The organism is Leisingera sp. CC-HEC093 (assembly GCF_059429195.1).
Genome location: NZ_JCAIJR010000001.1, coordinates 2,120,153 through 2,143,048 on the forward strand (window position 1 = coordinate 2,120,153; position 22,896 = coordinate 2,143,048).

The window sequence follows — 22,896 nt, forward strand, 5'->3', positions numbered from 1 at the left end:
GACATTCATCGAGCGGAATCAGTAAGGAGGAGAAGATGACACGGCGTGGATTACGCATTCTTGCCCTTGGCGTTTTGTCTATCGCTATTGCCGGTGTGGCCGGTGCCCAACAGCAAGCAGGAGACTGGTGGGGTCATGGGCCAATGGGACCGGGCCACATGAGGTCTGAACGCATGCCTGGTTGGGGGCATGGCAACATGGGACCTGGCCAGCAGCAGCGCATGCAGCGACACTGGACATACATGAACGAGGGCGTGCCTTCAGCCTATCGGGGGGCTCGAAGCACCATTCGCGCGACACCCGGAAATCTTACGGAGGGTCAGGCACTTTACACGGAAAACTGCGCGAGGTGTCATGGCGCCAAGGGTTTGGGAGATGGTAAAGCCGGACGCTCGCTCGTTCCCTCTCCGGCCCTCCTGAGATGGTTGATCCAGATGCCGATGTCGGGAGATGAGTATCTTCTTTGGGCTATCTCCGAGGGTGGAGAACGCTTCGGAACAGACATGCCAGCTTTTAAACAAACGCTGAGTGAAGAAGACATCTGGAAGATCATCGCCTACATGCGCTCAGGTTTCCCTTGATCTGTCGTCAATCTGCTGGTCTTCGAAGAGATTTTTTGCTGTCGATACTGTGACGATAGTTCCAGCAGATAAAAGTCTGACAAGGCGGCATTCTGGTAGGAAACACGGAAACAGACATTCCTGTAAGCCGCAGCACCAGCAGGTTAGGGGCTCGAAACTCGATTTCGCCGCACGCAGCATAAACGTCTGCTTGCTCCGATGGCAAACCAATGAGTTAATAATGAAGACTGGTGCGAGAGAGGGGAGTCTGCTGAAAAAAAGATTGAGGGGTTAGTGGCGCCTTAGTGAAAAAACTATGTGTCACCCTTCACTAATTGACGCAATCTGACGGATGAGCGCGGGGTCAGCTTGCCGCACCCCGCCTGCGAAAGTGAATGCGCTCATGGCTAAAAAATGGCGTATATGCGGAGCCTAGGCTAACCAAATCAACTTTTTCACCCCGGCATCCTACCTACTTTATCACCCTGATCTTTGCCCCGAAAATGGCTTTCTGCCCCTGATCGGCCTGCAACTGTGTACGGAAGTCCCAGCCGTGCGCCAGAAGCTTTTCTGGCAGATCGGCGGGGGCCAGCTTGGCATACTTGAGCGCCATATCTGGTTTCTTCCAGCCGCCACGCGTCATCAGCAGAAGCAAGTCCTTGTTCATCGCATAGTGCCATGTGGCAAAGGTATGCCGCAGCGTGTGCGGTGTCACATCGCCGCCTAGTTTGGCCGCAACACGCGCCTTGGTGAAGGCAGCTTCAATCTGACCGCCGCTGCCGGTGCTGAGCTTGTATGCCTTTCCCTTCGGCGTGCGGAAAACAGCCCCGGTTTCCGGCAGTCCTGAAGCAGCAAGCAGACGCATCACACGCGCCGGAAATTCGGCCATTTTCAGCTCGCCATTCTTGGATGTCGGAATGAGCGCTTGACGGGTTTCTAGGTGAAGGTTTTCACATTGCAGTCCCAGCGCCTCGCTGGTGCGGCAGCCGGTTCCAAGCAGGAATGTCACGATCGGGAGCAGGTGTGGCTCGCTTGCTTCCAGTAGATCCTCGGCCTCGCCAGGTGTCAGCCAGCGGATTTTGGACTGGGGCTCCTTGCGACGGCGGAAGCGGCGCGGAGTCACATGGCCATCGTCAGCGGCTAGATTGTAGATGGCGCTGATGGGGGTGATGATCTGCCGGTTGATGGTGGCGGGTGCAGCGTCGGGCATCAGGATCGCCCGTGCCGCTTTGTTCGCCGCGTCATTGTCGACGTCGGCCAGCCGTGTCTTTTCCCCGAAGTGAATCAGCAGCGGTCCGATGAACCGGGTTTCCCCACCACTTTCCATGTAGGTCAGCGCAGCCTCGGCAAAAGTCAGGGTTGCCGACTTACCAAGTGTCGCACGCTCGATGATTTCGGCTGACCGTCTTACACGGATGATTTCTGCGGCTTTTTTGTCGCTAACTCCAGTGCTCTCATAAATGCTTTGTCCTGCGAGGGTACCCCGGATGACGAAATTTCCGGTGGGTTTGCCTTGGCTGTTTTTGCGCCGAAAGAGAATGAGGGGCATCTCTGAACCTCCCCCTTAAAGAATGCGTTTAGCAGATCCGGCGGACGGTAGAGGATGCGAACTCGTCCGCTCACCTCAACCCGTGCGAGGCTGCCGCTTTTGAATTTGGAGTCCAGCCCGCTGCGACTGGTGAAGATTTTGAAGCGGGCGAGATAGGCTATAGCTTCCTCTGTGGTCAGCAGACGCTCCTCGGACAGTGCATGCATCGGATGATCCTCAAGCAGGCAGTTGATTGTGGCCGGGCGACCGGGTGTTTCCGGCGCCTGCTGGCTTTTGGCATGTCTTCTCCGGTCCCGTGCCATTGACCGAGGTCTCCTGTCTCCGGCGGGCGGCGGCCGCCCGCGTGCGTTGATGGAGACAGTTTACGGCGCTCGATTGGGTTGGATCGACCCGCGCTATGAACCTGTAGAGGCGAGAGATGTGGATAAGTGCCTAGAAATACGGAACTTTCCCTCTGCAGAGGGCGCCGGGCAGGGACGTTGGGCAAAGAACTGTCCGGCAGGGGTTTTGGGCAAAGTTTTTCCAGGAGGGAATTATCCGGATTTTGGGTCAACCGGTGCCTGCACCGCGGAAGTTTGCGCATAAGCTTTGTGCAAATCCGGTGGCGGCGCGGCTTGGTTGGCGGGCGCATCTACTGGTCCTGGACCGGCTCCGGACCATTTTTGCGCGGCACGTCGCGCAGCCAGGACCGGACCGCTTTGGCATCGAACTCTCGTTTCTGCACCAAGTCTGCAGCCATGTCCTGCAGCAGCTGCTGATGGGGGTACAGCAGCGCGCGCGCGTGGTCCTCGGCGTAGTCGAGTTTCTCACGGAGGCGTTTGCGGTCGGGTTCAGCCAATTGCGCGTGATCCTGCGGTCCAAACCAGCTGTTGCCGAAGGCGCCTAAACCCAGTTCAAAATCCATTGCCAGGACCATCCGCGCTGCTTTCCCGAGGTCGGACGTGGCACTGCCGCCAGCGCCCGCGGACACAGTATTAAAGATGAGCCGCTCCGCTGCCCGACCGGACAAGTGGACGTACAACTGACGGTCGAAATCCGACGGCAGACCTGCATTCGGAGGAACATCCCGTTCGATTGTTCCGCCTGCGGCAGCCACCCGGACCTGTGTGATCGCCTCGCCGAAGATCCAGGCGACGATGGCATGGCCGCATTCATGGACGCAGATGCGGTAAAGTAAGTCATGGCTCTCCTTCAGTTCCATGACTTGCAGATGGCGGCGTAGAAGCTGGAGATCGAGCGGGCAGCCGCTGTGCCGGGCTTCACTGCGGGCAGAGCGCACCGCGGCGTCGATGTCGGCGGCGGTCTTGCCGATGCTGTCCCGCGCCAGCAGCTGCAGATCCCCCTCTTGGACTGCGTCCTGCAGCCGCTCAGCAATGAGGTGCTGCAGCATCGCCTTGCTTGGCAGCGGCATCTCGATCTTGATGTCAAACCGCCCGGCTCTCAGCACCGCGGGGTCTAGGTGCTCCGGGTGGTTGCAGGCACCGACGACCATGATCCCTTCCTCCCGGCTGACGCGGTCCATCTGCTCAAGGAACCCGGCGACCACCTGGCGCCTGTAGCTGGCACTGTTGTCGCCGACGCTGTCGCGGGAACCGATCGCGTCAATTTCATCCAAAAAAAGGATACAGGGAACATTCTTCTTCGCTTCATCGAAGCTTTTGCGCATCGCAAGCAGGAGGTTACCCAAGTGACCGTTGGCCTGCCATTCAGCGCAGCTGGTCTCGATGCAATTAACCTCGGCGCTCCCTCCCATTGCCCTGGCCAGATAACTTTTGCCGGTGCCTGGCTTGCCAAAAAGCAGCAAGGAGTGCGGGATCTCATTCCAGGCCACGCCGCCTTCGGCCCACAGGCGCAGGTCAGCAACCAGTTGCCGGGCGGTGTCATATGCTGGGCCAATGCCTGTGATCTCTTCCCTCGGGGCGTGGGCTTCGGGCGGTGAAGCCGCAGCGGCAGCAAGCGCTTGTGTGATGCGCTGCGCGACCCTTTTGGCAGTGGGCGCACGCAGGGCGAAAGAGAGTGTGGGGGTGGAGAGTTCTTGCAGCTGGCCGCTCGGGGGCAGCGCGGCGCGGGCGGCGGCTTCATCAATGCGGCCCGTGCGGCTGTGGGTCCGACGCAACAGGGCGATCAGAAAATCTGCGTCCACCTGTGGCAATGCCAGCTGATGACAGTGCTCCGCCACCAGCGGCGCCGGCAGGGCCATCTCATCCGGCAGGCAGATCCACAAAGGCTGGCTGTGCGCCAGGCCTTTGATGATTTGGTCGCGCAGCTCATCAATGTGTTGCTGTTCAATCGCACCATCGCGGGCACTGGGGACAGCAAGGGTCACGCGCTGAGGCAGCTGCACCTGGCGCCGGGCGTCATAGGCCTGCCAGCCCGGCGGCAGCAGGGCGTGGTTAAGGAGGTTTTCCACGCTTGAAAAACCGGAAGCAGGAACGTTGCGAAGGATCAGCACGGCGCCACGGGCAAGCTGCGCGTCCACTGCAGCCGGGGAGCCGAAGGCCGCGGCGATCCGCAGCAGCAGAAGCAGCTTGTCTGCCGGCAGGTCTGGGTCCGGCAGCCAGCGGCCCGTGTTGTCACAGGCATATGGGTCGGCACCTTCCTGCTCCAGCGCTTCCCAGAGTTCCGGCGGCAGATGCCGCGCGTCCGGCTGCTCGCTCAGATGTTGCAGCAAAGAATGGGGGTGATCCGGTGCAGGGGGCACAAGGGGCTCCTCGGCGCCAGCACTGTCGTCTGGCGCGTCTTCTTTGAGTGTCTTGCGGCGCGCCTGCTGCAGCTCATGGTAATAGAGATGATAGCGGCGGGCGCAGCCTTCGGCGAACTGCCACCAATCGGGGCGTGCGGATTTGGAGAGATCGAGCTGGCTCATGGCAAGCCTCCTGTGAACAGGCAAAAGGGATCGGGCGCCCGGTGAAACCGGGCGGGAGATGTTGGAAATTGAAGGGGAGGGGGCGCTTAGCTGTCTTCTTCTGCCTCGATGGCGTCGAGCATCGCGAAGATCACCTGGGCCGCATCGGCGAAATAGACCTCGCTGCGGACCCGCAGGGCGTCACTGTAGAGCTCTGGCGGTGCGACTTGATCGGAAAACCCCGCCTGCAGCTTCGCGTGCAGCCGCTTCTCGGCCTGCAAGGCCAGCTGCCCGGTTGCCATCGGAACGGTCTTCAGGATCTTCGCGTCCAGGTCACGGTGCTTCAGCAACTGGTGGCGCAGGCGGGAATCCGGGTTCCGTGAAAAGCCAAGCTTGACGAGGCGCAACCCGGAGGCCAGCCGGAATTGCATCGCGTAGAGGTAGCTTGGTGCGGCAGGCCAGTCCTCACCGCATTGCCCGCAGGCAAACCGGCTGGTTTGCATGTTGGCACGGGCGATCCTTTGTTCGTGGCCGCAGGACGCATGCCGGTACAGACGGTAGTTCTGGTTGCCACCTGTGTCTTCTCCGATCAGGTGCCACCCCCGTTCTTCTGCTTCAGCCTGTTCTTTGTCAGCGTGGCAAATCTCGCACCGTACACTGCACAGGCCTTCGGCTGCCCGCTTCACCATCTCAAATTGCCGGCGCAAGTTATGGCCGCAGGGGGCGATATAGTGGCCATAGTGACGGTCTTCCGGATCGCGGCCTGCCCACTTTAAACCTGCGGCCGCGGCGTCGGCCTGCCAGCGCGCTTCGATGCAATGCGGGCACTGCGGCTGGCTGTTCATTAGAACAAAGATCTTGCTGGCATGTGCCAAGCCGCAGCTTTGGCAGGCTAGAAGCAGATGATACCGGTCTTTGATGCGCTGGACGATTTTGAATCCTTTTGCGTTGGCGGCGGCGCGCCAGTGGGGATGGACCGTTTGCGGGAAATGTTCGCAGGTTGAGTGGGGCATAGCAGCCTCCGCATAGGCAAAATTGGGCTGGGCAGGCGCCGGAACTGGCGCTTGCTGAAACTTCAGACATGGCATGGCTGAGCCGGGCGCAGCGGCGTGTCCGCCGCGGGCCGGGTCAGAAGAATGCTGGGATGGTGGGCCTAGTTGGGCAGAAAGTTCTGCGCTTCAGCCGCCACAGAGAGTTCGATGAGAGCGTTCATCTGTCGCGCGCCTGTCTGCAGCAGGGCTTGGCAATCACCATCTTCGACGGTGAACAGCTCCTGGTTCTCATGGAACAGCTGCTGAAATCTGAGAGCCTCTTCCGGCCCCGTGGACTCGATGAGGAAGTGCAGCAGCATGCTCATGCGCTGCAAAGGCAAGTCGCTGGCCCGGACCACCTGCGCGGTCAGGATGTCGCCGCTGAGTTTAAGGCAATCCTGCCATTTGGCTTCTGCGGCCTCTTGAAAGTTGGTGCAAGCGGGATCCCAGGCGAGGGAGTGAGACAGATCACGCTCCAAATTCAGGGCTTCGTCCACTGCCTTGGTTAGTGCGCCGAAGGTGTGGTTGATGAAGGTGGGGCTGCCATCTGCGACAGATGCGGGCCACGGGTCTTTCAGCGCGCACTCGCGCATGATACGGAAAGTATCAGCCATAGTCGGTCTCCTTCCGCGAGATCGGTTTGGTTAGGGCCGGGCGGGGAGCTTCCACCTTCCCCTCGGTCCGTTGCAAATGTGTGCAACTAAATGCAATATGCACCCATTGAATCTGAATGTCAACTGCACACAAGTGAACACATGGCCAGAACATCAGCGATATCTGTACGAGTGACTGAAGAAACCAAGAAAGCCGTAGAAAAGGCAGCGGCGGAGGATGACCGGTCTGTAGCCTCTTTTGTTGAACGGCTTCTGATCGCGCACCTTAAAGAACAAGGGTATCTGCAAAAGTAAGTGCGGGCGCCTGGAGGAAATGACCCAGGTGTCTGGTTCCAACTTCGCATGATCGGCTTGCTGCCCTTCCAGATTATCGAAAAACAATAAGTCATCCCAGGCCCCCGGCAGGGCGAGTCCAGCAGGCTGCTGGCCGCAGGAAGCATGTTTGGGCGGAGCCCGGACTGCGACCGAGGAGGGGATCGAAGGGGGTATCCCCCTCGCGAACTGGCAAGTTGAAATTCCGGGGTCCAGCCCGGGATTGCAACTTGCCTAGTGAGTTACAAGCCTCACAAAAACAAAAATAAGCCTATCGGGATTTTCTTCGTCTTCGCGGAGACTCGGATCAGAGAAGCAGATCCGAGCAGCAAGATGACAGTACAGCCCAAGTTTACCAACTCAAAGCCCGTAATTCTTAATGAAGCACCGGTCGTGCTGCGATTTGCAGGCTTGTTTCCGCGGGACCTTGGCAAGTTCAAGATGCATGACGAGCGCGGCGGCGGCGACCTGGATCATGTCGACCAGGAGTTGTCGCGGCTGAACCAGGTGCTGGCCGGCGAGCCGGGCTGGCAGCAGCAGATACGCGGCGAAATTGCTGAGATGCGCCGTCACAATCACGAGGAGCATTTGCGCGCTCTGAAGGCCAAGTCACGCATGAAGGACGCCAGGAAGCTGGAGGCGGAAGGGCCTGCAGACCCCTGGCGATCCTGCAGCAGAGGCCCGCTTCGTGAAGGCATATTCACTGTCAACAAAGACTGGTTCGGCGGCGCAGGGCTCTCTGAATGGGATCCGGAACGTGTCTCTGCTTTCCGCAAAACCGCCATGTCGTTCCTCCGTGAAAACTTTCCAAACGGTCAACTGCGCTATGCCAGTGCCCACGTCGATGAGGAGGCTTATCACATCCACTTTGTCGTGGCCGTTTGGACCGAGAAACCATCCGCCAACCGCGGGCATCAGATCCTGCTGCAGGCATCTGAGAACCCGCTCATCAAAAGCTATGAGCATGCCCAGGATCTTGCCGGAGAAGCCTTCGAGACAATTGGGATCACTCGGGGGGAGCGCCGTGCCGAGGCCCGGCGCCAGGCTCGGGCAGAGGGAAAACCTCTGCCCGAGCGGCGGCAGCATGTGCCGCCGTCAAAGTGGCGTGCCGAGGAGCGCCTCAAGGCGCAAGCGGAGAAGAAGCGCATCCTGGGCGATGCCCAGGACGAGGCAAAGGCGGCCGTTGAAACCGGCCGGGACCTGGCCAAGGCCACGGTCAAGAAATCGCGTAAGCGCGCGGTAAAAGAGGCGCGGGCCCGCAAACAGCGGGCCGCGCGGGAAGCTGCAAAGATGATCCGCCGCCGCGATACAGCGGAGGCAGAGGCTGTGCAGAATAAAAAAGCGGCTGACGCCGCGAATGCTCTGAAAAAGAAAATTGTGGCTGAGGTCGGGGTATTGGAGCCGAGAGTGAAAGGGTATGAGGCAAGGGCGGAAGAAGCTGCAGAAAAGTACCGGGCCGAAACGGCAGCGCGGAAGGCCGAAGAGGAAAAACGCGCGCGGGTTATCCAAGAAAGGCAACAGGCCGAGCAGGTGCTGAACGCCACGAAGGCGGAGAAATCTGATCTGGCCGCTCAGCTGCAGCAGATGGTTCAGCACCGCCGTCAGGCAGAGAAAGCGGCTGCTGAGGCCCGGGCTGCCCGGCTGGCTGAGGAGAAGAGGCTGCAGGAGGCAGAAGAAAAGGTCCGGTTGAAGGCAACGGTGGCAGAGGTCATCACGGATGCCATCGAGTCCGGGTTGGATTTGGTTGCTGAAGGGGCGATTTGCTGGCGGGAGGCGTCTGCGGATCAGCAGGCAGGCTTGACCTGGGGCGTGGCCGCTCCGGATACCAAGGGTGCGCGGGCCGAAACGCTGAAAGAAATCCGTCCAGCAATGCGGATAGTCACGCGTATTGCTCAACTGGTGGCCCGGACCGTGAAACGCGTCCTCGCCAAGGAACGGCAAAAGCTGAAGCAGGACGCGGATTATGTGCGCGGCCTGCGTCAGAAATGGGCGCCGGAAGATGATGCGCGGCTGTCAGGGATCTCGCGTGGGGAGCCGGGGAATGGGCCAGTGTAGGCAACAGTGCTAAATACATGCTAAAATGACCTCTGAGACGATCCGCTCAACATGCGGAACCAGAGACTTATTTAAGTGCCTCGTCAGGAACAAAAAACGCGAGGGTATTCAGAAGTCCAGCCGGCTCAGAAGGCACTATCAAGTGTTGTCCATTTTTTGGATACGGTCCCCTGGTGGTTTCAGAAGTGCCAGGCGACGTTCAGGTCGTGCTAGGTATCATCGAAAAAGCTGTCAGATCTGTGGACGAGGGTTACGAAAGTGATACGGTCGCCTGGTTGTCGAATTGGTGTCTGACGCCGAAGCTCGAAATGGTCTCGGTGAGCGCCTTCGGCCGGACTAACCCTTACCGCTGTTCTCAGTATGGCTGGAGACAGGGTTTCTGAGCCAACTTCAGGGTTGGTATGACGCTTTGCTGGCATTCAGGATATTGCTGTTGTGCAGAGCATAGCCCAAAGGTCGTGCTGCCAATCGCCGCTGGGGGTGGCTGTGTTGATCATGAATCTTTTGAGACCAGTGTCGACATATGCCGGTTCTCCGCATTTGACCCGAACCGGGTGTTTCCTAGTGTCGTCGTAGAGAACTGTGCCGTTTGCATCTGTTTGAACCAGTTTGATGGCGACTTCAAAGTCGAAGTCTTCCTCGCTGGTGACCTGGTATTGGGTCACGCTCAATTGAACCGTGGTGGCGTCCGGGAAACTGGCTGTGTGAAAGACTGTCTGTTGACCCGCGCTAGGCGTGGCAAAAAGAAGAAGACCAAACACTATTGGAAGGATATACATATCCCAACTCCCGCAGCGCTCGCCTCGTGACAAAAATAGCACAAATTGCCGCTGCGCACGACTCGAAAATTTGAAACGTAATGAGCTGTTCCAATCTTCGGTGCGCCCCGCGCTGGACCCAGATGCCGCAGGCCGGTGTCAAAATGTTTAACAAATATAGAACTTTAGAGCTTTCGCGCCGGCAGATCGGCTGAGCCGTCGGGAAAGACGTGACGGCCGGTAACCTGCTCCACGGTCCACCGCGAACGCGTCCAGCAGCTGCGTGTTTCCGTGTCTCGGAAACGATGGGAGTGCATCATTTGCGGAAATGACCTGGGTACGGCTATGGGGCGAGAAAAGGGATCTACTTTGCATTAGCAATCGGCAAGCGAGTAATTGTTCGATCACCCGCCACAAGCTTGCCGCTGCTTAGTAGTACAGCAAAAATGCCCAGCTTTTAAGGGATACGTTGAGATACTTGCCCCTAGAAAGGATGCCATCAGGCAGTGCCAGGTGGCATCCAGTAAAGTGTCTTGAGGATCAGTTATCCTTTGGCTGGTCCATCATACCATTGCCGGGCTGATTGCTTTTGGATTGCTGACCGCTATGGGCCATGCCGGATCCTGCCATCATCTGCTTCATGCGTGCCGTCTGGGCTGAGATCTCTTCCTCAGTCACCGCGCCGTTGCCGTCTGCATCGAGATGTTGAAAACGGTCTACCATTTGTTCGCGGATTATAGCGCTGTGGAAGGATTCGAACTCATCGATCGAAAGCGTGCCATTGCTGTCCGCGTCGTACTCCTTCAGAGCGGATTGAAGTTTTTCCGCCAACATGCCGGGTTTGCCCATGCCCAACATCTGGCGGTCCATCATGGCGCTGCCCATGGCGTGCCGCCCGTGCATCTGCATCATCATGTTATGCATTCGCTTCATGTCAGACATCATACCTCGGCCCATCATCTGCGAATCTGCATTTTGTTGCATCATGCCTGATGTATTGGCACCGGGTTTGCCGCTGTGGCCGTGGCTGGCCTCTGCCAGTGCTGCGCCCGCCAATGTGCCGGATACCGCGAGAGTAAGCGCAATAAGTTTCAAATTCGTCATGTCCAGACCTTTCCCAGGGTGTTTGGATACATCCAATTTGGGATGTCAGGCGTGAGCTTGCCAGAGCGCCGGGTCGGGGAATTGTATCGCCCTGTCACAGCCGAAGCAGTTGATACATTCTGCGACAAAACTCTGCAGGACCACTTGCAGCAATAACCTATAATCGATGCAAATGAATGAAATGCCACATATTCTCGTCGTTGACGATCACCGTGAAATCCGGGCTGCGGTAACACGATACCTGGAAAAGAACGGCATGCGCGCAACTGCAGCGCAAGACGCGGCAGAGATGGATGCGAAACTGGCAACCGGGCATTTCGATCTGATTGTTCTGGACGTGATGATGCCGGGTGAAGACGGGCTTTCGGTCTGCCGGAGACTGTCTGGGGAAGGCGGTATCCCAATCCTTATGCTGACGGCCCTTGGGCAGGAAACAGACCGGATAGTCGGCCTGGAGATCGGTGCCGACGACTATTTGCCCAAGCCATTCAATCCGCGCGAGCTATTGGCACGCATCAAAGCGATCTTGCGCCGCACCGATCGTTCCGAACCATTGGCAGGCCGCTTGGCCGGGAAAAACGTTCGGTTTGCCCAGTGGGTGCTGGACAGCGACCGTCGTGTCCTCATTGACGGCACCGGGCAGGAAACTGCCCTGACCGGTGCCGACTTCAAGCTGTTGACGGTTTTGCTGGAGCGGGCGCGTTTGGTCCTGAGCCGGGATCAGCTTATGGATTTAACTGCGGGCCGGCGGGCGCCGCCGCTGGATCGGACAATAGACAACCAGATCAGCCGCTTGCGCCGCAAGATTGAGCAGGACCCCATGCAGCCGCGCCTGATCATCACCGTGCGCAACGGCGGCTATAGCTTGGCGGCAGATGTAGAGGTGATGGACGGATGAGGCGTGTCCTCAACAGTCTGCGCGGCCAACTGGTGCTATTGGTGATCCTGGCGCTGGCCGCCGCTCAGGCGGTCAGCCTTTGGCTATTTGTCGACGAGCGCAGTTTGGCGGTACGCGCGGCTCTTGGAGCGGAAACTGCTGGACGTGCCGCCAATGTGGCCCGACTGATCGAAGAAGCGCCTGCAAGTCTACACGCCTCGATTCTACGGGCTGCGAATTCGCCGCTGGTACGGTTCGGTATCGCACCGGAGCCCGAAGTCGAACATATGACGCATAACGGCAATGGGATTGTCGAAGAGCGAGTGCGGGCACTTCTGGATGGTAACTTCAGCCGCGAGATCCGGGTTGAGCTGCATGAGGTTGATGGCGCGGATCTGCCGCTGCCCCACCTCGATCAGGAAATGGCCGCTATGCACCGGGAAATGATGCGCGGACACATGTCGGCGATTGAATTGAAGCTGTCCATTGCGTTGTCTGGCAGCCAATGGCTGAATGTTGATACCCGGTTTGAACGGCCGCCTTTGCAATGGCCGCTTTTTTCGACACTGACTTTTGCGCTTACAGCGGGCTTCATTCTAATTGTTGTGTTCTGGTTCTTGATGAGCCGGGTAACGGGACCGCTGCGCAGGCTTTCCGTTGCTGCTGACCGGTTGGGGAGGGGAGAAGACGTGGACGCACTGCCTGCGGTAGGGCCATGCGAAGTGCAAGATCTGACCGATGCGTTTAACCGGATGCAAGAACGCCTGAAACGTTTTGTTGCAGATCGCACCCGGCTGCTGGCGGCGTTGGGCCATGACCTTCGATCGCCTTTGACAGCTATGCGGGTCAGGGCAGAATTTGTCGACGAGGAGGAAACCCGGGACAGCCTCATATCTTCGATCGAGGAAATGCAGAGCATGGTAGACTCGGTATTGGCTTTCGCCCGGGGGCTGGCGGTGTCCGAGCCGCTAGAGGTGTGTGAACTGGGTAAGTTCCTGGAACAGCTGCGCGCTGATATGCTTGATCGCTTCGATTTACATCCAGGGGTGACGACAGAAGTTGGCCTGCGGCCAAACGCGATGCGGCGGGCTTTGCGCAACGTGATCGAGAACGCGCTGCGCTATGGTGGCTGGGCGCGGGTTGGATACGGGATCGATGGCAAAAACGCTTTGATCACGGTGGTAGACTCCGGCCCAGGTATCCCTGAGGAAGATTTGGAGCGGGTGTTTGATCCGTTTCTGCGGCTGGAGGCGTCGCGGTCGCTCGAAACCGGCGGCTACGGGCTCGGCTTATCCATCGCTCGTACGATTGCGCGGGCTCATGGCGGTGACATAACCCTGGCTAACCGTCCGGATGGCGGGCTGTTGGCGACGCTCGCAATCCCTCTGGCGAAGGATCAAACCGAAATTGAAACGTGAACCGGAGACAAAGATGAAACGACAGGTTGCAACTCTGGCAATTGTGCTTCTGCCCTTGGCTTCTGCTGTGGCTTGGGCGGATACTTCGGGTGACTGGGACCGGGGATATGGCCACATGATGTGGGCAGGCGGCTTCGGTATGCTCGGCGCCCTGATGATGCTGCTGTTCTGGGGAGCGTTTATTGCTCTCATCGTAGTGGCGGTGCGATGGCTGACTGACAAGCGTAGCGCAGGCCCGGACACCTCTAGTGACGCGCTGAAGGTGCTGCGCAGCAGGTTTGCCCAAGGTGAAATCGACGAAGAAGAGTTCAGGCGCCGCAAGGCCGCACTCGACGAATGACATCTCATGCTCCGCGTATTGCGGCGCGTGTCAGAGGCTGAGCCGGAGGCAGGGGCTCGTGAAAGAAATGGCAGGCAAGCAGACGTGCTGATTATCGAGGGCGCAGCGGGTGTTAATCTTTGGCAGGGGCTCAGAAGACTATACGGTACCGGTGAAACAGTCAGAAGGAGGAATTATGCTGAGACGGGATTTCATTGTCGGGGCAGGGGCGTTGACGGTGCTGGGTTCAAAGGGCAGCGCGCATACGCCAACGCTTCCGGTCTACGATATGCCCGAAGAGCTTTTGCCGCGCGAGGTGCGCATCCAGAACGACCTTACGCCATATGAGGTGCATGTGGATCCAGAGCAGTTCGCACTGTACTGGACGCTGCCTGAGGGCCGCGCGATCCGTTATGCGGTCGGGATTGGCCGGCCTGGCCTGTACGAGGCGGGCGAATTCTATGTCGGCGCGAAAAAGGTGTGGCCCAGTTGGAAGCCGACACCGGACATGATACAGCGCGAACCGCACCGCTATGCCAGGTTTGCCGATGGCATGCCCGGTGGTCTCGGTAATCCACTTGGCTCACGCGCGCTTTATCTGTTTCAGCCCGGGCGCGGGGATACGTTTCTGCGTATTCACGGCACCAATGAACCGGACACAATCGGACGGCGCGTGTCGAATGGTTGTGCAAGGCTGGTAAACGATCAGATGATCAACCTCTACGACAGGGTGCCGTTGGATACCCGGGTTGTGCTTCACCCCGTGGTGAACTTGCCAGCCTGAGGTTGCGCATAGGACTTGCCGGTTGTCGGATAGGCAGAGTTCGGTCCGAGATGCAGAGAGATGCGTCCCCAAACGTTCACTAACCGCACCACGGCCTTGGCAGGGGCGCGGTGTGGGAGCTCTAGAAGCCTGTCATGGAAAAGCAGGCGCTCGGGCCCGTCCTAAGAACTTGGGCGAATGTGTCTGGGATACTCTCGGATACAAAAATGGTGATGAGGCGGCATTGACGTTCCCATGCTGGAAGGCGGCAGTGCAAAGCCAAGGGAGACGCGGTTTGGAAGCAGTAGAGGCATACCGCCCTCCGCCAAACTGAGTGAATGTTCTGATTATTGAGATAATCAGAACATCAGTGAACCGTCCCTCGCGGTTCGCTTGTCTGAGAGGAAAGAGAAATGTTTTCAAGACGAGGGTTTCTGACAGCGGCGGGTGCCGCTGGCGTGTTGGCGGAATTGCCGGTCCGGGGGGATGCCCTGGTGCCGGACATGATGGAGTTGCGCGCCACCGTCAAAGCGGTGCAGCTACTGCCGTCAGACTACCCAAAAACTGAGATTTGGGGTTATTCAGGCGGCACGCCGGGACCGGAAATCCGGGTGCCCCAAGGCGGCCGGGTGCGACGGCGTTTTGTCAACGATCTGCCGCAGGCAAGCACGGTCCATTGGCACGGCATCCGCGCGGCGAATTCGATGGATGGGGTTGCTGGGCTTACCCAGGCACCGGTTCAGCCACGGGGCAGCTTCGACTATGATTTCACCGTTCGGGATGCAGGCACCTATTGGTATCACGCGCACAACCGGTCCGTCGAACAGGTGGCGCGCGGACTGCACGGCCCGCTCATTGTTGACGAAAAGGCACCTCCGGATATTGACCGGGATATCACACTGGTACTCGATGACTGGCTGCTGGAACCTGATGGCGGGCAGCTAAATCCAGACTTCGAGACGCGCCATGACCGGTCACATGCTGGCCGGTTGGGCAATTTCATTTCGACCAACGGACAGTCAGCCTGGACCCAATCGGTCAAGCGGCATGAGCGGCTCCGGCTTCGGCTGATCAATGCCTCCAACGCTAGGATCTTCATGCTGGCGCTGGTCAACTTCGAGGGCTGGGTGATGGCGCTGGACGGGATGCCGCTGCCAGCACCCAAGACCGTTTCGGGAGATTTGCTGCTCGGTCCCGGCCAGCGTGCTGATCTCCTTGTAGATGTCACAGCCGGAGACGGCGAAGAGGCGTTTCTCGCGCGGATCGAGGACAATCAAGGCTATGCCCAGGCTGCCTTCCCGGTGCGCGGCGTGTCCAGTAGCGCCCGGCGCGGTTCCCCGGCGCCGCTTCCGCCGAACCCGGCGATGGAGGTGACGGGGTTGGATGCTGCGAGGGAGCTGCGGCTTGACATGGCTGGCGGAGCAATGGGTTCGCTGCGCAGTGCTGTTCTTAACGGGCAGAACACCGGGTTCCGGCAAATGGTGGAGGCGAACCAGTTCTGGGCCTTCAACGGTACTGTTGGCATGACGCAGACTCCGCTGGCCACGGTGGCGCGGGGCGAGACTGTCCGGGTCACAGTGTCCAACGACACAGCATTCCCGCACGCTATGCATCTGCACGGGATGCATTTCCGCACCGTAAATGCCGATGGCTCGATGGGCCACCTGCGCGACACGCTTCTCAGCTTTGCCGGCGAAAGCCACGAGATTGCTTTTGTTGCCGATAATCCCGGCGATTGGGCATTCCACTGTCACATGCTTTCGCATGCGGCCTCTGGCATGATGACCTGGATCCGGGTGCAGGCATGACGCGGGCGGTCATCAGTGCGGCGGCGGTGCTGGCGGTCGCCGGAGTTGCAGCGGCGTGGGTTTTCCGGCCTTCTTTCCCGGTCGCGCCAATGGCTGATGCGGTGTCAGTTGCACAGGGAAAGGTGCTCTATGCGGAGTACTGTGCGTCTTGCCACGGGGCAAATCTTGAGGGCCAGCCGAATTGGCGCGGCCCAGGGGAGGATGGCCGCCTGCCGGCGCCTCCGCATGATGAGACGGGCCACACTTGGCACCATTCTGACCGAATGCTGTTCGAATATACCAAATTGGGGGGGCAGGCTGCGCTAGCAAACAGCGGAGTCGCCTTGGACAGCGGCATGCCAGGCTTTGGCAGCCAGCTGAGTGATGCGCAAATTCGCGGTATCCTGAATTTCATAAAATCAGCTTGGCCCGAGCGCGAGCAGCGGTACCAAGCAGAAAGAACAGAAGTAGAAGCCCAGCAAGAAGGAAGAAACCAATGATCCGTCCTAAACGTATTTTGCCGTTACTCTGTCTTACCTTTTTGCCTTTGCCCGGCTTGGCCAAAGAATTGACAGAGGCGGAGATCAAGCAACTGGTCTATGAGGCAATCCTGGAGCGGCCCGAAATCATCATGCAGGCGGTCGAAATGCTGCAGCTTGACCAGGACGCCGCCAAAGCTGAAGCTGCTCGGGTGGTTCTTGACAACAACCGTGCCACGCTGGAACGCGATCCCAACGCCCCGGTTCTGGGCAATCCCGAAGGGGATGTAACAGTTGTCGAGTTCTTCGACTACAACTGCCCCTATTGCCGCCGTGCGATGGCTCCGGTGCAGGGGCTGCTGAAAGATGATGACAATGTCCGGCTGGTCTACCGCGAGTGGCCCATCCTGGGCGAGGGTTCTGTCTTTGCTGCACGTGCCGCTCTGGCGTCGCGCAAACAAGGCAAGTACGAAGAATTCCATTGGGCGCTGATGGGAATGGAGGGCAGGGCCACAGAGGCTTCGGTCATCCGTATCGCACGTGAAACCGGGCTGGACGTGGAACAGCTGCGCCGGGACATGGACGCGCCGGAGGTGGAGGAGCATATTGCCACTTCTATGGCGCTGTCGCGCAAGTTGGGCTTCAACGGCACGCCCTCTTTCGTAATTGGCGAAAACTTGATTCCCGGTTTTGTTGAGCAACCGCAACTGCAAGAATTGGTAAAACAGGCACGCGAAGCTGCGGATTAATAACGATTGCTCTATTGCGGGCAACATCAATCAGGGCCGGTGCAATATTGCTTGGAAAACTCGCCTATTTTGTATCGAGCTGTCGCAAAGCGCTTTGCTACGACTGAGCGATACATTTGCCCATCCGGGCAAGGTGGATCGGCCAATCCTAAATGTCCTAGTCTGTGGAAGATGGCGGTACATCAAAAAACGCGCCAACGATTTCGACGAGGAAGGCACATGCTGCGCACAGGACGATTACCGGATTTCCGTCGCCGCCACAGGTCGGTGCTAGCGGTTATGGCCGTCGCTTTGTTGATGGTGCTTGTTCTTTGGAAGGCTGATGCTTTGCCGCCTGCAATGACGCGTGCAGACATTACAGCTTGGGTCGATGCGGCTGGCATCTTGGGGCCGCTGGTGATCGTAGGGCTGATGACTATGGCGATCGTTGCCAGCCCTTTGCCTTCAGCTCCTGTAGCGGTGGCAGCCGGGGCGGCCTACGGGCATTTGCTGGGCACCGGTCTCGTTGCACTGGGGGCCGAGTTGGGAGCGATCATCGCCTTTCTGATTGCCCGGCGATTGGGGCGCTCGGCTATCCAGCGCTATCTGGGCGCTAAGCTTGAGACAGGTCTCATGGGATCGCAGAATGCACTGATGCTGACGGTGTTTGGCAGCCGCCTTTTGCCCTTCGTCTCATTTGACTTGATCAGCTATGCAGCAGGGCTGACTGCATTGCGGTTCTGGCGCTTCGCACTCGCAACCGCGGCTGGCATTTTGCCAGCGAGCTTCATCCTGGCGCATCTTGGCAGTGAGCTGGCCGGGCCTGATGGACCTGGTGCCATCTGGGCAGTGCTGGGGCTAGGGCTGCTGACCGGAGCGCCTCTTCTTTGGGCAACCTGGAAGCGAGAGCAAGGCGGTTGAGGCAAATCAAGGCCTCCGGGCAAATAACATGTAGACTTGAGTAGTCATTTGGAGAAGCGGATCGTGGGAGTTGCAGGAGTAACGTACAGGAGAATTGGACTGCGGCGGCTTCGCTCGGCGCTTCACCTGACACTGGTCCTGCTGTTGTCTGCAATTCTGATGGCGTCTGCGGGGGCGGACCGAACGGTAGGTGCAGAGCATTCAGTATCTGGCTATAGCCATGTTCAGGCCTTAGCTGCGGATTATGGGCAGCAAGAGTCTATTCAGCACGATCGAAGCCTCTATAGCGTGCCTGCGTCTTTGGGTGACTGTGGACTGCATGCAATGTGTCACGCTTTGGCTCTACTCCCACTTGTCCTGATGCCTGAATGGAAGCCGGAAATGTCGGTTGCCGTATTCAATATCCGGCTGCTTGCGGACGGAATAGCCCTTTCACCGTCTCCTCACCCTCCGAATTTTTCTTGAACCAACCACCCGGTCCAGTTGAGCGTCCAGCCAAGCGGCCCGGTTCACATGCTGTGTGGTGTGTTCAGGAGTTCGAGAAGTGTTTGCCATACTCTATTTTGCGACTGCAGCTCTGCTAGTCTTTGCTGTGCTGCGGCTTGGATGCGGCCCTTGCGCAACGGGTCATGTTTCTGAGGTCGGCCCCGAAAACGTGATGGCGCCCCCGCGTATCCCTGTCGTCAAGCTGGGCTGGGCGCTGAGCATTTTCCTGGCCGTGACTTATATGCTGTGTGTCGGCTTCGATCTGATCTTTCCGCAGTATGCGATGTACCGCGCTTGGATCTCGCTGATGCCTGGCATGACGTGGCTCACAGCAACTTCCTTCCTGATCGGTCTAGCAGAAGCCTTTGCCTACGGTTGGTTCGTGGCACTCGTATTTGGGCCAATTTTCAACGTGATCGCCGCGCGTGGATGAGGTGCAACAGGTCACCTTGCTACCCTAAAGCGTTCGGAGCAATAGAAGAGGAGAAGCGCAATGAGCAAGTCGCAGCAACCGACCCTGCGCTTCCTCGGGGCCACCGGGACCGTCACTGGATCCCGCTACCTCGTTGAATGGCGCGGTCGCAGGATCCTGATCGATTGCGGACTGTTTCAAGGGTTCAAGCAGCTCCGCTTGCGCAATCGGAAGCCTTTTCCGGTCCGGCCTCGATCTATCGATACTGTTCTCCTGACACATGCACATCTCGATCATTCCGGCTATATCCCTGCGCTGGTTAAGGCAGGGTTCGCGGGCAAGGTCATTTGCACACAATCGACCAAGGAATTGTGCGGCTTGATCCTGCCCGACAGTGGACATCTGCAGGAGGAAGAGGCGTCCTTTGCCCGCCGAAAGAAGTTTTCGGTCCATGCCCGCCCGACCCCCCTTTACACGCAAAAGGATGCGCAGAAGGCGCTGAGCAAGCTGGAAACTGTACCATTCGACACGCCAGTCGATTTAGGCGACGGGATCACGGCCAACTTCATCCCGGCAGGGCATTTGCTTGGAGCGGCGCAAATACGATTATGCCTTGGTAGCACGGCATTGCATTTCAGCGGTGACCTCGGCCGTCAAAGCGACCCTCTGATGCGCTCTCCAACCCCGTTTGCGGGGGCGGACGTCCTCGTGTGTGAATCCACCTATGGCAACCGCCAGCATGAGCCTGTCGATGCCGAAGCGCAGCTCTCCCGTGTTATCCGCCGAGTTATCGGGCGGGGCGGAACAATCCTCATCCCGGCCTTTGCGGTAGGGCGGGCACAGGGGCTGATGTATCACATCGCGCGGCTTTGCAGACGCGGTGATATTCCCGAAGTGCCGGTCTTTCTAAACAGCCCGATGGCAACAAATGCCACCGAAATTTATCACCGCCATCACAAGGAGCATAAGGTCAGTTGGGCCGAATGCTCGGATATGTTTGAACTCGCCAAGCGTGTGCGTTCTGTTGAGGAATCCAAGCAGATCAACACCATGCCTTTCCCCAAAATCATCATTTCAGCCAGCGGCATGCTGACTGGAGGACGTATTTTGCATCACGTTCTTTCATATGGAGGGGATCGCCGTAACGCGATCCTGTTGTCGGGGTTTCAAGCCAGCGGAACGCGCGGTGCTGCGCTTGCCGCCGGAGCAGATCACTTGCGCATCTTTGGGCGTGACATCCCGATCGAGGCCGAGGTGATCTCTCTGGGCAGCTTGTCCGGCCATGCCGATGCCAACGAGCTGCTTGAATGGCTGGGCGCTGCGCCGGTCCCTCCCCGGATGACCTATGTAACTCACGGTGAGCCAGAAGCGGCCGACGCGCTGCGTTTTCGCATCAACCATGAACTGGGCTGGAAAGCGAGGGTGCCAGAGCACCTTGAAACAATCAGTTTGGAGACGCCGCGATGACGCGTGATAGACATTGCCTTCCGCTAGTACGGGCGGAAATAGACACTTACAGCCAGCCTGTCGTCTTCATGCATCTGGACTGCCATGTTTGCCGCGCCGAAGGATTTCGTGCGCTGACCCGGGTGCGGATCGACTGCGGCGGACGGTCGGTGATCGCATCGCTGAACGTTGTCACCGGGGCAGGATGGCTGGGTCCGGAAGCGGCAGCGCTATCCGACGCAGCTTGGGCTGCATTGCGGCCGAGGCTGGGTGATATGGGTCAGTTCTCCCACCCCGAACTGCCAGAGGCGGCTTCGCTAATCCGCGCCAAGGTCTATGGTGAGCGGCTGCACCAAGCGCAATTCGCCACGATCATAAAAGATGCGATGGCACACCGGCTGTCGGATTTGGATCTGGCTGCCTTCGTAACGGCTTGTGCAGGAGAGCATCTGAGTACCTGTGAAACCATCGCTTTGACCCGTGCCATGCAGGAGGCTGGCAGATCACTGGAATGGGGCGAAGGGCCTGTGCTGGACAAGCATTGCGTTGGCGGATTGCCCGGGAACCGCACCACACCGATCGTAGTGGCCATCGTCGCGGCAGCAGGGCTTGTGATCCCCAAGACATCCAGCCGTGCCATTACTTCGCCTTCAGGGACCGCTGACACAATGGAGGTAATGGCTCCGGTGGCGCTCGATACTGCTGCCATGAGCAAGGTTGTCGAAGCGCAGGGTGGCTGCATCGTTTGGGGCGGAGCCTTGGGGCTTAGCCCGGCCGACGACATTCTGATCCGCATTGAGCGGCCTCTCGACTTTGACAGCGACGGGCAATTGGTTGCCAGCATTCTCTCCAAAAAGGCGGCGGCCGGATCGGACCGTGTCGTGATCGACATCCCTGTGGGGCCCACCGCGAAAGTGCGTTCGGAAAATGCGGCCGAAGCCCTGTCGGCGCGGCTGCGCGCCACAGCCCGGGCGATTGGATTGGACCTGGCGATTCATGTCAGCGACGGCAGCCAGCCAGTAGGGTGCGGGATCGGTCCGGCACTCGAGGCAATGGATGTGCTGAAGGTGCTGCGCCGTACACCAGATGCGCCGGGCGATCTGAGAGAACGGGCGCTGGTACTGGCTGGGCTCCTGCTGGAAATGAGCGGAGAAACCGCAGGCGTTGAGCGGGCGAGGGTTTTGCTCGACAGCGGCGCGGCGGAGCATCGGTTCATGGCGATATGCGCGGCTCAGGGCGGGTTTGCCGAGCCGGCTAAAGCCCCCTACCGGATACCTTTTGTAGCCCCTTGCGATGGAGTGATCACAGCTATCGACAACCGCCTTATTGCCCGGGTGGCAAAACTGGCCGGGGCCCCGCAGCAGGCCCGCGCAGGGGTGTTGCTTATGGCGCGGCCCGGGACACTGGTCCAGCTCGGACAACCCCTGTTCGAAATCTGGGCTGAGACGCCGGGCGAATTGGCCTATGCCAGCGATTTTTCCAGCGCGCAGAAAGAGATTTTCCGCATTGAGGTGCCAAAATGAGACCCGTTCTGATCCCATTTCACAATATGCGTCCACTGGCAGATCAACTGGCGGCGCTGATCGGGGCAGAAGTGGCGCCAGTGGACTGGCACCGGTTTCCGGATGGCGAGAGCCGGATAACCCTGCATGGTGATCTCGAAGGCCGCGAGTCGGTGATCCTGTGTTCTTTGTGTGACCCGGACCGGCATGCGATGCCGCTGCGCTTTGCCGCTGATACGGCGCGCGAGATGGGCGCTGTACACGCCGGTCTAATTGCGCCCTATCTGGGGTACATGCGCCAGGACCGGAGGTTCCACTCTGGAGAGGCGGTTAGCGCCAGATTGTTCGCCCGTTTCCTCGAGGAAAGCTTTGACTGGCTTGTGACGGTGGATCCGCATCTGCATCGGATCCAGGCCCTTGATGAGTTGTTTGCCATTCCCGCTGGCCGGGTTTCTGCTGCGCCACTGCTGGCACAGTGGATCGCGGAGAGTGTTGAAAATCCGGTGCTGGTTGGCCCCGATAGCGAAAGCCGGCAATGGGTTGCGGAGGTCGCTTCGCTCGTTGGCTGTCCATACGAGGTTTTGCGCAAGGTGCGTTCCGGCGACCGCAGAGTTGAGGTTAGCAAATCCGGCCGCCAGTGGAGATGTTCCGGCACACCAGTTCTAGTCGATGATATTGCGTCCTCGGGGAGAACATTGGTGGGGGCAATCGAACGGCTGGCGGAAGCCGGAGCCAAGCCGCCTCTGTGTGCGGTAATCCATGCAGTCTTTGCCGGGCAAGCTCACGCCGAGATTCTGGCCGCCGGGGCAAGCCAAGTCGTGACCACCGATACGATTCCTCATGAAAGCAATGCTATCGGCATCGCCCCGCTTCTAGCCGAGGCGGCAAATCATACGCTGGCTGCGTTGACCTTACAGTGACTTGAAAACT

General features: G+C 59.0%; 21 protein-coding genes. 15 read left to right on the forward strand and 6 right to left on the reverse strand.

From position 1 onward, the window contains the following. Positions 1 to 35 precede the first annotated feature (35 nt). Positions 36 to 581, forward strand: a complete 546-nt coding sequence (locus AC5STB_RS10225) for a c-type cytochrome (protein ID WP_082023082.1) — start codon at positions 36 to 38, stop codon at positions 579 to 581. A gap of 451 nt (positions 582 to 1,032) precedes the next feature. Here the strand turns inward: AC5STB_RS10225 and AC5STB_RS10230 are convergent, their stop codons facing one another. The 4 genes from AC5STB_RS10230 to AC5STB_RS10245 all read right to left on the reverse strand — a co-directional run bounded on the left by AC5STB_RS10230 (position 1,033) and on the right by AC5STB_RS10245 (position 6,599). Beyond that, the gene (locus tag AC5STB_RS10230) at positions 1,033 to 2,109 is read right to left on the reverse strand and encodes a tyrosine-type recombinase/integrase (protein WP_027236547.1); all 1,077 of its coding nucleotides are present in this window, start codon (positions 2,107 to 2,109) and stop codon (positions 1,033 to 1,035) included. 631 nt (positions 2,110 to 2,740) lie between these two features. Then, a complete protein-coding gene (locus AC5STB_RS10235) occupies positions 2,741 to 4,975 on the reverse strand; it encodes an AAA family ATPase (RefSeq protein ID WP_051357807.1) in 2,235 nt (744 codons plus the stop codon). Between the two features lie 86 nt (positions 4,976 to 5,061). After that, on the reverse strand, positions 5,062 to 5,799 hold the full coding sequence (locus AC5STB_RS10240) for a GIY-YIG nuclease family protein (RefSeq protein WP_245597377.1): 738 nt from the start codon (positions 5,797 to 5,799) through the stop codon (positions 5,062 to 5,064). A 308-nt stretch (positions 5,800 to 6,107) separates the two neighbouring features. Beyond that, positions 6,108 to 6,599, reverse strand: a complete 492-nt coding sequence (locus AC5STB_RS10245; RefSeq protein ID WP_027236549.1) for a hypothetical protein — start codon at positions 6,597 to 6,599, stop codon at positions 6,108 to 6,110. Between the two features lie 141 nt (positions 6,600 to 6,740). Here AC5STB_RS10245 and AC5STB_RS10250 point away from each other — a divergent pair, with 141 nt between their 5' ends. Further along, positions 6,741 to 6,893, forward strand: coding sequence for a ribbon-helix-helix protein, CopG family (locus AC5STB_RS10250; protein WP_134829143.1), 153 nt, complete (start codon positions 6,741 to 6,743; stop codon positions 6,891 to 6,893). A gap of 411 nt (positions 6,894 to 7,304) precedes the next feature. Then, on the forward strand, positions 7,305 to 8,966 hold the full coding sequence (locus AC5STB_RS10255; RefSeq protein WP_027236550.1) for a plasmid recombination protein: 1,662 nt from the start codon (positions 7,305 to 7,307) through the stop codon (positions 8,964 to 8,966). A 419-nt stretch (positions 8,967 to 9,385) separates the two neighbouring features. On the opposite strand, the gene AC5STB_RS10260 is transcribed toward AC5STB_RS10255, so the two are convergent. Then, positions 9,386 to 9,745, reverse strand: coding sequence for a hypothetical protein (locus tag AC5STB_RS10260; RefSeq protein ID WP_036797399.1), 360 nt, complete (start codon positions 9,743 to 9,745; stop codon positions 9,386 to 9,388). Positions 9,746 to 10,264: 519 nt separating this feature from the next. Next, entirely contained in the window at positions 10,265 to 10,828 is a 564-nt protein-coding gene (locus AC5STB_RS10265; RefSeq protein ID WP_027236552.1) for an EF-hand domain-containing protein, read from the reverse strand. A 172-nt stretch (positions 10,829 to 11,000) separates the two neighbouring features. Here AC5STB_RS10265 and AC5STB_RS10270 point away from each other — a divergent pair, with 172 nt between their 5' ends. The 12 genes from AC5STB_RS10270 to AC5STB_RS10325 all read left to right on the forward strand — a co-directional run bounded on the left by AC5STB_RS10270 (position 11,001) and on the right by AC5STB_RS10325 (position 22,886). Next, positions 11,001 to 11,726, forward strand: coding sequence for a response regulator (locus tag AC5STB_RS10270; protein WP_027236553.1), 726 nt, complete (start codon positions 11,001 to 11,003; stop codon positions 11,724 to 11,726). Next, the gene (locus AC5STB_RS10275; protein ID WP_027236554.1) at positions 11,723 to 13,123 is read left to right on the forward strand and encodes an ATP-binding protein; all 1,401 of its coding nucleotides are present in this window, start codon (positions 11,723 to 11,725) and stop codon (positions 13,121 to 13,123) included. Before AC5STB_RS10270 ends, AC5STB_RS10275 begins: the two co-directional genes overlap by 4 nt. 13 nt (positions 13,124 to 13,136) lie before the next feature. After that, a complete protein-coding gene (locus AC5STB_RS10280) occupies positions 13,137 to 13,463 on the forward strand; it encodes an SHOCT domain-containing protein (RefSeq protein ID WP_226429034.1) in 327 nt (108 codons plus the stop codon). 175 nt (positions 13,464 to 13,638) lie between these two features. Continuing rightward, complete coding sequence (locus tag AC5STB_RS10285) at positions 13,639 to 14,226, forward strand: L,D-transpeptidase (protein WP_036797401.1); 588 nt, start codon at positions 13,639 to 13,641, stop codon at positions 14,224 to 14,226. A 392-nt stretch (positions 14,227 to 14,618) separates the two neighbouring features. Beyond that, positions 14,619 to 16,013 (forward strand): multicopper oxidase family protein, encoded by a 1,395-nt coding sequence (locus AC5STB_RS10290; protein ID WP_027236557.1) that lies wholly within the window; start codon positions 14,619 to 14,621, stop codon positions 16,011 to 16,013. Continuing rightward, entirely contained in the window at positions 16,010 to 16,492 is a 483-nt protein-coding gene (locus AC5STB_RS10295; protein ID WP_027236558.1) for a c-type cytochrome, read from the forward strand. The genes AC5STB_RS10290 and AC5STB_RS10295 overlap by 4 nt, the downstream gene beginning before the upstream one ends. Positions 16,493 to 16,548: 56 nt before the next feature. Beyond that, on the forward strand, positions 16,549 to 17,220 hold the full coding sequence (locus AC5STB_RS10300; protein ID WP_495442769.1) for a DsbA family protein: 672 nt from the start codon (positions 16,549 to 16,551) through the stop codon (positions 17,218 to 17,220). Between the two features lie 219 nt (positions 17,221 to 17,439). Then, on the forward strand, positions 17,440 to 18,120 hold the full coding sequence (locus AC5STB_RS10305; protein ID WP_051357808.1) for a TVP38/TMEM64 family protein: 681 nt from the start codon (positions 17,440 to 17,442) through the stop codon (positions 18,118 to 18,120). 544 nt (positions 18,121 to 18,664) lie between these two features. After that, entirely contained in the window at positions 18,665 to 19,039 is a 375-nt protein-coding gene (locus tag AC5STB_RS10310) for a DUF5676 family membrane protein (RefSeq protein ID WP_167332325.1), read from the forward strand. 60 nt (positions 19,040 to 19,099) lie between these two features. After that, positions 19,100 to 20,485 (forward strand): MBL fold metallo-hydrolase RNA specificity domain-containing protein, encoded by a 1,386-nt coding sequence (locus AC5STB_RS10315; RefSeq protein WP_027236562.1) that lies wholly within the window; start codon positions 19,100 to 19,102, stop codon positions 20,483 to 20,485. Further along, entirely contained in the window at positions 20,482 to 21,987 is a 1,506-nt protein-coding gene (locus AC5STB_RS10320; protein ID WP_027236563.1) for a thymidine phosphorylase family protein, read from the forward strand. The genes AC5STB_RS10315 and AC5STB_RS10320 overlap by 4 nt, the downstream gene beginning before the upstream one ends. Next, a complete protein-coding gene (locus tag AC5STB_RS10325; protein ID WP_027236564.1) occupies positions 21,984 to 22,886 on the forward strand; it encodes a ribose-phosphate diphosphokinase in 903 nt (300 codons plus the stop codon). The genes AC5STB_RS10320 and AC5STB_RS10325 overlap by 4 nt, the downstream gene beginning before the upstream one ends. Positions 22,887 to 22,896 lie beyond the last annotated feature (10 nt).

Coding starts and splice junctions, on each gene's coding strand:
- AC5STB_RS10225 (WP_082023082.1), top strand. CDS start 36: ATGACACGGCGTGGATTACGCATTCTTGCCCTTGGCGTTTTGTCTATC.
- AC5STB_RS10230 (WP_027236547.1), bottom strand. CDS start 2,109: ATGCCCCTCATTCTCTTTCGGCGCAAAAACAGCCAAGGCAAACCCACC.
- AC5STB_RS10235 (WP_051357807.1), bottom strand. CDS start 4,975: ATGAGCCAGCTCGATCTCTCCAAATCCGCACGCCCCGATTGGTGGCAG.
- AC5STB_RS10240 (WP_245597377.1), bottom strand. CDS start 5,799: ATGAACAGCCAGCCGCAGTGCCCGCATTGCATCGAAGCGCGCTGGCAG.
- AC5STB_RS10245 (WP_027236549.1), bottom strand. CDS start 6,599: ATGGCTGATACTTTCCGTATCATGCGCGAGTGCGCGCTGAAAGACCCG.
- AC5STB_RS10250 (WP_134829143.1), top strand. CDS start 6,741: ATGGCCAGAACATCAGCGATATCTGTACGAGTGACTGAAGAAACCAAG.
- AC5STB_RS10260 (WP_036797399.1), bottom strand. CDS start 9,745: ATGTATATCCTTCCAATAGTGTTTGGTCTTCTTCTTTTTGCCACGCCT.
- AC5STB_RS10265 (WP_027236552.1), bottom strand. CDS start 10,828: ATGACGAATTTGAAACTTATTGCGCTTACTCTCGCGGTATCCGGCACA.
- AC5STB_RS10270 (WP_027236553.1), top strand. CDS start 11,001: ATGAATGAAATGCCACATATTCTCGTCGTTGACGATCACCGTGAAATC.
- AC5STB_RS10275 (WP_027236554.1), top strand. CDS start 11,723: ATGAGGCGTGTCCTCAACAGTCTGCGCGGCCAACTGGTGCTATTGGTG.
- AC5STB_RS10280 (WP_226429034.1), top strand. CDS start 13,137: ATGAAACGACAGGTTGCAACTCTGGCAATTGTGCTTCTGCCCTTGGCT.
- AC5STB_RS10285 (WP_036797401.1), top strand. CDS start 13,639: ATGCTGAGACGGGATTTCATTGTCGGGGCAGGGGCGTTGACGGTGCTG.
- AC5STB_RS10290 (WP_027236557.1), top strand. CDS start 14,619: ATGTTTTCAAGACGAGGGTTTCTGACAGCGGCGGGTGCCGCTGGCGTG.
- AC5STB_RS10295 (WP_027236558.1), top strand. CDS start 16,010: ATGACGCGGGCGGTCATCAGTGCGGCGGCGGTGCTGGCGGTCGCCGGA.
- AC5STB_RS10305 (WP_051357808.1), top strand. CDS start 17,440: ATGCTGCGCACAGGACGATTACCGGATTTCCGTCGCCGCCACAGGTCG.
- AC5STB_RS10315 (WP_027236562.1), top strand. CDS start 19,100: ATGAGCAAGTCGCAGCAACCGACCCTGCGCTTCCTCGGGGCCACCGGG.
- AC5STB_RS10320 (WP_027236563.1), top strand. CDS start 20,482: ATGACGCGTGATAGACATTGCCTTCCGCTAGTACGGGCGGAAATAGAC.
- AC5STB_RS10325 (WP_027236564.1), top strand. CDS start 21,984: ATGAGACCCGTTCTGATCCCATTTCACAATATGCGTCCACTGGCAGAT.